The sequence below is a fragment of the Flavobacterium segetis genome, assembly GCF_900129575.1.
GTDB lineage: Bacteria > Bacteroidota > Bacteroidia > Flavobacteriales > Flavobacteriaceae > Flavobacterium > Flavobacterium segetis.
This window is the reverse complement of sequence record NZ_FQWE01000005.1, coordinates 66694-79019: the sequence shown is the minus strand read 5'-3', so window position 1 is coordinate 79019 and position 12326 is coordinate 66694. Positions and strand designations below refer to the sequence as shown.

Here is a 12326-nt window from a genome sequence, read left to right as displayed (position 1 = left end):
TGGACAAATTTGCTGCAAACATGAAAGGTGTAAATTAAATAAAAAAAATCACTTTATAATTTTTTCTAAATCTAATATAAAACTAAATTCTTCTGCTAATTCCTTCAATGCTTCAAATCGTCCAGAAGCACCACCATGACCCGCATCCATGTTAGTATTTAAATATAAAACAGTATTATTAGTTTTTTGAGTTCTTAACTTAGCAACCCACTTGGCTGGCTCCCAATATTGAACTTGCGAATCGTGCAGACCAGTAGAAACATACATATTTGGATACTCTTGCGCTTTAACATTGTCATAAGGAGAATACGATAACATATAGTCATAAAATTTTTTTATATTCGGATTTCCCCATTCATCATATTCGCCAGTTGTAAGAGGAATGGTATCGTCAAGCATCGTCGTAACCACATCCACAAAAGGAACTTGCGCAATTACTCCATTATATAATTCAGGAGCCATATTAATAATTGCTCCCATTAATAATCCCCCAGCTGATCCACCTTCAGCGTACAAATGTTTGGCCGATGTATATTTTTCTGCAATTAAAAACTTAGAACAATCTATAAAGTCGGTAAAAGTGTTTTTCTTTTTTAGTAATTTTCCATCTTCATACCAAGTTCTACCTAAATCTTCGCCACCTCTAATATGCGCTATAGCATATATAAATCCTCGATCTAAAAGCGACAAGCGAGTCGATGAAAAATAAGCATCCATAGTTACTCCATAAGAACCATACGCATACAGCAATAGTGGATTACTTCCATCTTTTTTCAAACCTTTTCGATACACGATAGAAATAGGAATTTTATTTCCATCAGTTGCTATTGCCCAAACACGCTCTTCCACATAATTATCTTTATCGAAATCACCACCTAGAACCTGCTGCTCTTTCTTAACTTCTTTTTCTTTAGTTTTCATGTTAAAATCAATAACCGAGGCGGGTGTAGCAAGTGATTGATAACTATATCTTAAAATATCGGTATCAAAATCTACATTAGTCGTAGGACCAGCGCTGTAGGTTTCACTACCAAAAGGTAAATAATATTCCCCATTTCCACTCCATGGCATAATTCTAATGCGATTGAGTCCATCAGCACGTTCATCAACAACTAGATAGTCACTAAATATTTCTATGTCTTCTAATAAAACATCTGCTCTATGGGGTATAACATCTTTCCAGTTTTCCTTTTTAGTAGCCTTTTCAGGAGTTTTCATCAACTTAAAATTCGTTGCTTTATCCTTATTGGTCAAAATATAAAATGAATCTCCAAAATGAGAAATAGAATATTCTAAACCACGAACTCTTGGCTGGAAAATAACAAATTTTCCATCGGGCTGATCGGCATTTAATATTCTAAATTCTGTTGTCAAGGTACTTCCTGATCCAATGACAATATATTTTTTAGATTTTTCTTTACCAACAGAAACATCGAATGTATCGTCCTTTTCATGAAAAACAAGTTCATCAGTAGCAGATCCAGTTCCTACTTTGTGCTTAAAAACTTTGTCAGATCGTAAAGTAACTTCGTCCTGCCTTGTATAGAACAAAGTTTTATTATCATTTGCCCAAACGGAACTTCCAGTAGCATTTTCGATCTTATCTGAAAGAATCTCGCCGGTTTCTAGATTTTTAATTTGAACCGTATAAATTCTTCTACCCATTGTGTCTAAACCAAAACTGACGTATTTATTATCAGGACTCACACTTAAGCCTCCTAATTTAAAATAAGAATGACCTTCAGATAATTCATTACAATTGAATAATATTTCTTCATCAGCGCTAAGATTTTCTTTTTTTCTAGAATAAATAGGATAACCTTTGCCTGTTTCAAATCTTGTAATGTAGTAATAGCCATTGTATAAGTATGGCACAGATTCGTCATCTTCCTTTATACGAGCCTTCATTTCCTCATACAATTCATTCTGAAAAGTTTTTGTATGCGAAGTCATCTCCTCATAATACTTATTCTCTTTATTTAAATAATCAATAACGGCAGGGTCTTCTCTATCGTTTAACCAGTAGTAATTATCAACACGCTTTTGGGAGTGCTTTTCTAAAGTTTTTGGAATTATTTTAGCTATCGGTGCAGGAATATTTTTTGACATTTGCTGTGCTTTTGTTTTATTATATGAGACTGCAAAAATAATACAAAGACAACCTAAGAAGATCTTATTTTTCATGATTTTTTATTGATTTTGGCTATGCAATATACTAAATTTGTGATTCAATTTAATTTAAAAAAACGAAAGATGGATTTAATGGGAATGATGGGTAAACTAAAAGAAACCCAGAAAAAAATTGAGGATACTAAAAAGCACTTAGATACAGTACTAATTGATGAGCAAAGCAGTGACGCTTTACTAAAAGTAACTTTGACCGCTAATAGAAGTATAAAATCAATTGTAATTGACGATGCCTTACTAGAAGACAAAGATCAACTTGAAGATTATTTAATTTTAGTACTAAACAAAGCGATAGAAAAAGCGACTAAGATAAATCAAACCGAACTTGACGCAGTTACTAAAATGGACATGCCAATGATTCCCGGGATGGAAGATTTATTTAAATAAAAACTTAATTTAATTTTTGAATTATGAGTTTTACAAATAAAAACTCATAATTCAAAATTATTTTTTAAAGTTTTAATAGTGTTTCAAGGACGTAGGTATGCATCACTTCCTTGTAATCAAGATGGGTAACTATTCTTAATTTTCCATGACCCATTGAGCTAATAGAAATATTTTTTTGCTTTAAAAGCTCAATTAGATTCTTTTCTATACAATTAGGAACTAATTTAAAAATAAGAATATTAGTTTCCACTGGTTCCACTGATTCTACCCAGTTAACCTTTTTTAATACCTCGGCAATTTCCTTCGCTCGTCGATGATCCTCTGCAAGTCGAGTGATATTATTTTCTAATGCATATAGCCCAGCTGCTGCCAGATAACCTACTTGTCGCATTCCACCACCCAATATTTTACGGATACGCAATGCTCTATGAATTGTTGCTTTGTCAGCCAATAAAACTGATCCAATTGGTGCTCCCAAACCTTTAGACAAACAAACAGAAATAGTGTCAAATAGTTTACCAAAATCTTTAGGATTTTGATTTTTTGCTACTAGCGCATTCCATATTCTTGCTCCGTCTAGGTGAAATTTTAAGTTATTGGCATCACAAACTTCCTTTATTTTCTGTAAATCTTCTAGTTCATAACAAGCACCACCGCCTTTATTAGTTGTATTTTCCACACAAACTAAACTCGTCATTGGACTGTGATAAAACTCGGGATCATTTATAGCATTTGCTACTTGCTCAGCAGTAATCATCCCTCGATTTCCGTCTAATAGGCAACAGGAAACGCCACTATTAAATGAAACCCCTCCACCTTCGTAATGATAAACGTGAGCATATTTATCAGCAATCAATTGTTCTCCAGGTTGTGTATGCAATTTTATTGCTGTTTGATTAGCCATAGTTCCTGAAGGAAAAAATAGCCCAGCTTCCATGCCAAAAATCTCAGCAACTTTTGCCTCTAACTCAATAACAGTGGGATCTTGTTTGTATACATCATCACCTACAACTGCGTTTAACATATACACCAGCATTTCACGTGATGGTTTTGTAATAGTATCACTAATTAAATTTATTTCCATATTTATGTTGTTATTTTTATTGAGAGAATTATCCGTTTGTCTCAACGTAAAAAATTATCTACTTTTGCGACACAAAATTACATAATTTATGACAACTACCGAACAAATTAAAGGTATTGTAGAGCGCCTTGGTGCGTTGAGGAGGTATCTTTGACGTTGATGCCAAATTAATTGAAATTTCTAATGAGGAAGAAAAAACTTTTGCACCTGATTTTTGGAATAACGCAAAAGATGCTGAAGTAATAGTAAAGAATCTTCGCAATAAAAAAAAGTGGATTGAAGATTACAATAGAGCCGTTGAGATGACGGATGAGTTGCAGCTCGCGTACGATTTTTACAAAGAAGGTGAACTCACTCCCGAAGAATTAGATGCTCATTATAATGAAACGCAATTCCATATTGAGGCAATTGAGTTCAAGAACATGCTTTCAGATGAAGGAGATACGCTGAGCGCAGTCGTTCAAATAACTTCTGGAGCTGGTGGAACTGAAAGTTGTGACTGGGCCGAAATGCTAATGCGCATGTATATGATGTGGGGCGAAAAATATGGATACAAAATTAAAGAACTTAACTTTCAAAAAGGCGAAGCAGCTGGAATTAAGACCGTTACGCTCGAATTTGAAGGTGATTATTCTTTTGGATATCTAAAAGGAGAAAATGGCGTACATCGATTGGTACGTATATCCCCTTTTGACAGTAATGCTAAACGTCATACCTCATTCGCATCCGTTTATGTGTACCCGCTTGTCGATGATAGCATTGAAATAGACATTAACCCTGCTGACATAGAAATAACAACTTCGCGATCTAGTGGTGCTGGCGGACAAAATGTGAATAAAGTGGAAACCAAGGTACAATTATTTCATAAACCAACAGGTATTCAAATACAATGTTCAGAAACGCGCTCGCAACAAGATAACAGACAACGTGCTATGCAAATGTTGCGATCTCAATTATATGAAATTGAACTAAAAAAGAAACAAGCGCAACGAGCGGATATTGAAGCTGGAAAAATGAAGATTGAGTGGGGTTCTCAAATACGCAATTACGTAATGCAGCCTTACAAGTTAGTCAAAGACGTTAGAACTGGTTATGAAACCAGCAATGTAGATGGCGTTATGAATGGTGAAATTGACGAATTTCTTAAAGCTTACCTAATGATGATGGGACAAAAGGAAGAAGAGTAACTTACAATATCTATTCCTACTAAAAGATTTTTATTACAGATGAGATATTTACTAAAAGCATTAATTTTATTATTTTCAATTTCATTTTACGGTCAAAATAAAATATATTTTACTGAAGAATTTAAGGAATTGCCTTCAGTTGATAGTGCAACTTATTACAGCACGTACGAAAAGGTAAACTATGGCACACAAAGAAAAACCTATTTATTAGACGGCACGATTAGAAATAGTGACTTCTTTAGCAATTATAAAAGACGCATAAGAGAAGGCACTTCAATTACTTGGCATAAGAGTGGATCGATCGAAAAAGAAGAATTTTATTCGAAAGGTAAGTTAGAGGGCATTTCAAATATGTATTATGAAAACGGTACAATTAAACGTACCGAAAATTATAAAAAAGGTGAATTCGTTGATGGCAAATGTTTTAATGACAACGGAATTGAAAAAGCTTTTTTTCCCTACCTATTTACATCCTGAATATCCTGGAGGTAAAAAAGAATTTTACACCTATCTAGCAGATACTTTTAAAGCTCCTACTAACATTAAAGGCCAAGTTATAATCAGTTTTTTTGTTGAAACTGATGGCACTTTAAACGATTTCAAAATCATTAAAAGTATAAATAAAGAAATTGACTTAGCGGTTATTAAAGTACTTGTTAACGCATTGCGATGGACGCCTGGTCAAATAGATGGGGTTATAACACGCGCTAAGTATACGCTTCCACTAACATTTCAATAATAACATGAATCATTGATAAAAAAGTGTATCAATAGATAAATCAAAACCATTCTATCAAAGAAACTCCTAAACCTACAGTTGTTTGTTTATGATTATAATCGATTAAAGATTCACCGTAACCATGAGAAACTTGAAGAAAACCTTTGAGATTATTTTTAATTGGATAGGACCATGAAAAAAATGCCCCACCATTAGCTTTAGAATTAAAATTTAAATTATGAGTTCCTATGAATGAAAAAATATTGCCATTCTTCTTGTAAATTACATTGATATCTCCTCTACCTATGTAAGAAGCAATATCAGGATTATCGTCTTTTTTTGAACGTAAAATAAACCAAGGCCTAATGTAAAAACTCCAGTCATTGCGTTCAAAACCAGCGTGAAATATAATTCTATTCCAACTACGAGAGTAAGGATTACTTTTCCCGTTTGATTCATGATTAAATGCTAGACCCACCATTCTTGTTTTAAAACCTAAAACAGTAAATTTTACAGGAATATTAAGAATCAATTCTGGCTCATAATTAATCTCTCTAAAAGGTCGCGATAAGGCATCATTGTAAATTTGCCAATGCCCTACTTGTGTGTATCCAACCCATAGATCACCATGTCCCCAGAATATACCCTGTAAAATTTTCGTTTTAAAACTTAATTGAAATTTTGACTCTACATTATTATAATCTATACCAGCAGGAGCAACATAATCAGGGCCTTCATTTACTGAAATAGGACGTTCATTGGGAGAACTAGACCATCGAACGGGTAAAACATAAATAGGTTTGTACGGCGTAAGTAAGAAAGTACCTCGAACGGAAGTGGTATCTAATTCCCAGCGTTCTGTCATATTTCGAAGTTGAGTTTTGTTATTAAACAAGGCTTGAATTTGAGCATTAACCGAAAAATAAGAAAGGAAAGTAGTAAATATCAATAGTTGCAAAAAACTTGATTTCATAATTTAAAGAATTCATTCGTGTGCTAAAGTACGCTATTACTTAAATTTAAATTTACATAAATTGATATTTCAATTACATAATAATAACTATAAAACTTCAAATAAATTAAAACTGATATCGAGAATTAATGCATTATTGCTTATTTACAATTATCTTTAAAGTTTTAAAAAAATCATTACCGGTGTATTTTTTAATACTTCTATTTAGTAATTAGAACCCCAATCTACTATTAATTAAAAGTATTGTTTTTAATTATAGTTACAAATAACTTTACTACAATATAGCTAATACTTTGAATAAAAATACAATTCAAATAGTTTCTCCAAGTTCTCTAGCTATATTATCTGTACAGTTTACTAATAATTATATTTCAAAATTTACAAGTGATGATAGCACTTCTGAAATAAAAAAGGGCGAGATAGTATTAATATGGTTCGAATAAAATTTAAAAAAAATAAAGATTTTAATAATGAGATATAGTTAACCAATTATACGATTAGACTCAAATAAAAATATTTTAGGAATAAATACGAGATTAAATGTTGCTGAGCTTGTAAAATTGGTTGACTTTACAAAATAAAAAGAACAGATTCCACTCAGCATATATAAAGAAAATAGTTCTGAGTTGATAGAAAATGACAATGCGACGTTAAATAATGAGACTGGTCTATTGAACTGGAATTTATAATTGACACTAAACGAGATTAAAAAAATTACAATCAGTTACAAAGTAAAATTTCCAAAGGATAAAACACTTAACAATTTATAATAGTTTCACTACCAATAATATAAAATTAAGTAGCTTATCTTATCATGCAGTCTCAAAGCTTATTTGGATTCCCAAAATAGGCACTAAAAATAATATTAGGAAATTCAATAGTATTTAGCTTTATTTATACAATAAAAAATTAACGAAATTATATCAACAAGCAATGAAATCATTATCACTAAATGAAATAAATGACGTTTTAAAAGGAATTATAGTCGGTAATACAACTCAAAATATTATTGCACCTGAACAGCTTGAAGCGGCAAGTGAAAGTGAAATATCTTTCATTGGAAATAAAAAATACGAAAAGTTATGGGCCACTTCAAAAGCAAGTGTGGCTATCGTAAACGAAGATATTTCAATTGAACCAGGAGAAAATAGGGCTTTCATAAAAGTAAAAAATGCTGATTTAGCAATGTCGCAAATACTAGAACTTTTTGCACCTCCTACTCCATTATTTAAAACTGATATACACCGTACAGCAGTAATCGATCAAACTGCAAAGATTTGTAACGGTGTGAGAATAGGTGCAGGTTGTTATATTGGTCCAAAAGTAATAATAGACGATAATACTACAATTTATCCTAATGTTACAATCCTTGATGAATGCACAATAGGCAAAAATACAGTAATATGGTCTGGAACAGTAGTTCGTGAGCGCTGCCATATTGGCAATGATTGTATTATACATCCTAATGCAACCATAGGAGCTGATGGTTTCGGTTTTCGCCCTGATCCAAAAAGAGGCCTAGTAAAAATTCCACAAATAGGTAATGTCATAATAGGTAATAATGTAGAAATTGGCGCAAATTCATGTGTAGATCGTGGAAAATTTAGTTCTACAATTTTAGGTGATGGTTGTAAAATTGATAATTTAGTTCAAATAGGACACAACAGTAGGTTAGGAATGTTTTGTATAATGGCTGGAAATAGCGGACTTGCAGGATCTGTTACATTGGGCAATGGCGTAATAATTGGCGGCAGCGCCTCTATTAAAGATCATACCACTATTGGTGATGGAGCAATTGTGGGAGCAGGATCCGGTGTTACTGGTGATATTGCAGCTGGAAAGACGATGCTAGGTTATCCTGCTGTTGAAGCCAGAGACGCATTAAAGCAATGGGCAATTTTAAAGCGACTCGTAAATGAATCGAAAAAAAAATAGCGTTATAATTCTAGTAAATTCGCAAAAAAGCAGAAGGTAACTTCCGCTTTTTTGATTTAAGATCAATATTTTTTGATTTCCTCTTTAATATAGCAAAAAATTAAAATTTTTATATTTGATTTCGTATTTTAGCACAAATTTTCACAACGACAACCCATGGATTTAAACTTCAACAAAAACGAAGATCACAATAAACTTTTACTTTCAGCTTTACGACAAAAATTAAGCATTGTTAAATTAGGTGGTGGCGAAAAACGAATAGCAAAATTACATGGTGAGGGAAAAATGACAGCGCGCGAGAGAATTGATTATTTGCTTGACGCTAAAGCTAGAAGTATTGAAATTGGTGCATTTGTTGGCGAAGGAATGTATGCTGAACACGGAGGATGCCCATCAGGTGGTGTAGTTGTTAAAATAGGATATATTAGGGGAAAGCAATGCATTGTTGTTGCAAATGACGCAACAGTTAAAGCAGGTGCTTGGTTTCCTATAACTGCTAAGAAAAATTTGCGCGCACAAGAGATTGCAATGGAAAATCGCTTACCAATTATTTATTTAGTGGACAGCGCAGGAGTTTACTTACCACTTCAAGATGAAATTTTTCCTGATAAAGAGCACTTTGGAAGAATATTTCGAAACAATGCTCAAATGAGTAGTATGGGAATTACTCAAATTTCTGCAGTAATGGGAAGTTGTGTTGCTGGAGGAGCTTATTTACCCATAATGAGCGACGAGGCCATGATTGTTGATAAAACAGGAAGTATTTTTTTAGCAGGTAGCTATCTTGTAAAAGCGGCTATTGGGGAGAGCATCGACAATGAAACTTTAGGTGGAGCAACCACCCACTGTGAAATTTCAGGAGTAACGGATTATAAAGCTAAAGATGACAAGGATGCTCTGGATCGTATTAAAAATATAATAGATAAAATAGGTGATTTTGATAAAGCAGGATATAACAGAAGTAAAGCTGAAAAACCTGCTTTAGATGAGAAAGAAATCTTTGGTATTTTGCCAAAAGCTAGAAATGAACAATACGATATGATGGAAATCATTAACCGCTTAGTTGATAGCTCAGAATTTGAGCCTTATAAAGATGGTTACGGACAATCTCTAATCACAGGATACGCTCGAATTGACGGATGGGCAGTTGGTATTGTTGCTAACCAGCGAAAAGTAGTAAAAACAAAAAGTGGCGAAATGCAATTTGGAGGAGTGATATACTCGGACTCAGCTGACAAAGCAACACGCTTTATTGCTAATTGTAACCAGAAAAAAATTCCGTTAGTTTTTATCCAGGATGTGACTGGATTCATGGTAGGATCTAAATCAGAACATGGAGGGATTATTAAAGATGGTGCAAAAATGGTAAATGCTGTTTCAAATTCAGTTGTTCCTAAATTTACAGTAATCGTTGGTAATTCTTACGGAGCAGGAAATTATGCTATGTGTGGAAAAGCGTATGACCCTAGATTAATTTTTGCATGGCCAAGTGCAGAATTAGCCGTCATGGGAGGTACGCAAGCAGCAAAAGTTCTAGCACAAATTGAAGCGTCATCTCTTAAAGCAAAGGGAGAATTGGTAAATGAAGAAAAAGAAAAAGAATTATTTGATAAAATTAAAGCTAGATATGATGAGCAAGTTTCACCATATTATGCTGCCTCACGATTGTGGACTGATGCAATCATCGATCCATTAGATACTAGAACTTGGATTTCGATGGGAATTGAAGCTGCTAATCATGCGCCCATTGAAAAGAAATTTAACTTGGGAGTAATACAAGTTTAATGACTCCCGCCAATTTAATGAAAGACCTCAAAGTATAAAAGTATTTGCGTTTGTATTGGCTTATTACGATTGAAATACCATTTTTTAAATCAATTTAATTTCTTTAAATTTCAACAAATTTGTAAGGGTGGTCGTGTTATAAATACTTGTTAGCGTAATTTTTTACTGCTACTAAAATTACAAGAAAAAGAATTGAAATGATTTAAAAATAACACTCAGTTTTTTAAATAGCTTTATCATTATTTATTAAATTCCAACTGCGTCGAGATTTACATTTTTTTTTCGCAAATTAATAATTGATAGCAGTACTTTATTTTTAAAAATAAGTTAGTACTTGCTTTCGTATTATTTGTAAAAAATCATATTATCCAGTACAATATGATTATTTTGCCATTCATTTATGAATTTAGTACTTCTACAAGTTTACTTAAAAAAATCTTTGAGCTAAAATTATTTTATTAAATATTTGAATCAAAACTTGCTAAATTAATCTATAAGAGGCGAATCAATTTACTTTAAAGCATGTATCTTAAAATTTATCCTCTAAATTTCTTTATTTTATACACAAGATAATAGTTTGACGCACTAAACATATTAATAAAATTTAATCTATCTTACCTTTTTAAATTACTTAAACAATTGACTCATATTTATCTCAATTCAATACTACAAAGCTTGGTTTACTCCTTAATCTTACTTAACTTTTTAGCATAAAAATACCCCCAAATAGTAGTTAACTTTTGGGGGTAATCTCATATATTAAAGATGCTTTTTAAGGTTTTTTACATTTATTTCATGTTAGCTTTCAAAGCTTTTGATTCTGCAGTCATTTCTAACGCGCTATAAACATTTAATAAAGTTTTAGCTACGTCTACATTATCTACATCTAATTCATAAGCTTTTTTAAGATAAGGAATTACACTTTTAAAAATGTTATCTCTTTTAAGTTTCAACTCGTCATATCGCTTCATTTCTTTAGTTGAAGTGCCTAATTTATTCATTTCATCAATAATAAGTTTTTCACCTTCTAGCTTTAAAGCGGCAAGATTAATATAGGCATTGATGTAGTCAGGCTTAATCTCAATTGCTTTCAAGTAATACTTTTCAGCATCAACTGCATTACCAGCATTTCCACTAATTACACCTAGGTTAAAAGTTAAATCAGCATCATTAGGATTTTGAGATAGTATGTCTCCGATTATCTTCTTGTAAGTTTCAAAATCTTTCGTCTCTAAATATAAATTAGCTTCTGTTAAAGCGAGAGAATTATCAGTTGGATCCGCTTTTCTTGCATCCGCAATTGCTTTTTTAGCTTCTTCAGTTTTTCCATCCTGTACTAAAATTAGCGCCACGTTTTTATAAATTTCGCCTTTTTTAGAAGGAATTGCCTCAGTTCTTGGTTTTTCATGTGTTCCTAATTTCACCATTCTATCTCTTTCCTGAGCAGTATTAAAAAAATCTTCCTGAGTAGTTAGCTTATTAATTGCAAAATAACTCGTCCCTTTTCCAGAGTAATTTATTTTTTTTAAATTATCATATAATTCTAATGCTTTTGTATATTCTTTAGCATTTACGTACGTAGAAGCTGCATAGTACAAATTAATAGTGTCATTTTTATCTAACAAATAAGCGTCATATAATTTTTTAGCGCTTTCTGAATGTTTTTCTAATTTAGATTCAGCGATAGCTGCATTTATCAACTTATATTTGATCTCAGTTATAGAAGTTGCCGCCTGCGTGGAGTATTTAACTTTTCCAGATGTTTTTTCAACATCAATTAAATCTTGATATGCTTTTGCCGCAAGAGAAAGATTTACATCAGTATTTATTTTCTTGTTAGCCAAGTCTAATAGTACATTTCCTTTAATATAATAATATTGTGCTTTCTCAGCATCAGCAGCATCAGCTATTGATGACTCAGCATCCTTCAAAATAGTGGATGCTTCTTGACTTTCGCCTTTTTTAAATGCTTTCTCAGCTGCCTTTATTTGATCTTTTTGAGCAAAAGTAGCTACTGATATCAATAATGCAGATGCTAATAATACATATTTACTTTTCATAGTATTTTAG

General features: G+C 32.4%; 10 protein-coding genes. 6 read left to right on the top strand and 4 right to left on the bottom strand.

From position 1 onward, the window contains the following. Positions 1–48: 48 nt before the first annotated feature. Positions 49–2109: a S9 family peptidase gene (locus tag BUA99_RS08450; RefSeq protein WP_143151739.1), complete on the bottom strand. Its 2061-nt coding sequence runs from the start codon at positions 2107–2109 to the stop codon at positions 49–51. Between the two features lie 144 nt (positions 2110–2253). On the opposite strand from BUA99_RS08450, the gene BUA99_RS08445 reads away from it, so the two are divergent. After that, complete coding sequence (locus BUA99_RS08445; protein WP_072991446.1) at positions 2254–2574, top strand: YbaB/EbfC family nucleoid-associated protein; 321 nt, start codon at positions 2254–2256, stop codon at positions 2572–2574. 64 nt (positions 2575–2638) lie between these two features. On the opposite strand, the gene BUA99_RS08440 is transcribed toward BUA99_RS08445, so the two are convergent. After that, on the bottom strand, positions 2639–3658 hold the full coding sequence (locus BUA99_RS08440; RefSeq protein ID WP_072991443.1) for a threonine aldolase family protein: 1020 nt from the start codon (positions 3656–3658) through the stop codon (positions 2639–2641). Positions 3659–3746: 88 nt separating this feature from the next. On the opposite strand from BUA99_RS08440, the gene prfB reads away from it, so the two are divergent. The 3 genes from prfB (at position 3747) to BUA99_RS08425 (ending at position 5584) form a co-directional block, all read left to right on the top strand. Continuing rightward, positions 3747–4845 (top strand): peptide chain release factor 2 gene (prfB, locus tag BUA99_RS08435; protein WP_143151734.1). Its coding sequence is split into 2 segments (ribosomal slippage): positions 3747–3809 and positions 3811–4845, totalling 1098 coding nucleotides; the frame shifts between segments, so codons are not numbered across the junction. 39 nt (positions 4846–4884) lie between these two features. Further along, a complete protein-coding gene (locus tag BUA99_RS14955; RefSeq protein WP_072990815.1) occupies positions 4885–5322 on the top strand; it encodes a toxin-antitoxin system YwqK family antitoxin in 438 nt (145 codons plus the stop codon). Beyond that, positions 5285–5584: an energy transducer TonB gene (locus BUA99_RS08425; RefSeq protein ID WP_072990812.1), complete on the top strand. Its 300-nt coding sequence runs from the start codon at positions 5285–5287 to the stop codon at positions 5582–5584. The genes BUA99_RS14955 and BUA99_RS08425 overlap by 38 nt, the downstream gene beginning before the upstream one ends. Positions 5585–5624: 40 nt before the next feature. Here the strand turns inward: BUA99_RS08425 and BUA99_RS08420 are convergent, their stop codons facing one another. Beyond that, positions 5625–6536, bottom strand: coding sequence for a phospholipase A (locus BUA99_RS08420; RefSeq protein WP_072990809.1), 912 nt, complete (start codon positions 6534–6536; stop codon positions 5625–5627). A gap of 933 nt (positions 6537–7469) precedes the next feature. Between BUA99_RS08420 and lpxD the strand changes: the two genes are divergently transcribed. Next, complete coding sequence (gene lpxD, locus BUA99_RS08415; protein ID WP_072990790.1) at positions 7470–8471, top strand: UDP-3-O-(3-hydroxymyristoyl)glucosamine N-acyltransferase; 1002 nt, start codon at positions 7470–7472, stop codon at positions 8469–8471. A gap of 156 nt (positions 8472–8627) precedes the next feature. Next, the gene (locus tag BUA99_RS08410) at positions 8628–10256 is read left to right on the top strand and encodes an acyl-CoA carboxylase subunit beta (protein ID WP_072990787.1); all 1629 of its coding nucleotides are present in this window, start codon (positions 8628–8630) and stop codon (positions 10254–10256) included. A gap of 788 nt (positions 10257–11044) precedes the next feature. Here the strand turns inward: BUA99_RS08410 and BUA99_RS08405 are convergent. Next, positions 11045–12316 (bottom strand): UDP-N-acetylglucosamine--peptide N-acetylglucosaminyltransferase SPINDLY family protein, encoded by a 1272-nt coding sequence (locus BUA99_RS08405; RefSeq protein ID WP_072990782.1) that lies wholly within the window; start codon positions 12314–12316, stop codon positions 11045–11047. Between the last annotated feature and the right edge of the window lie 10 nt (positions 12317–12326).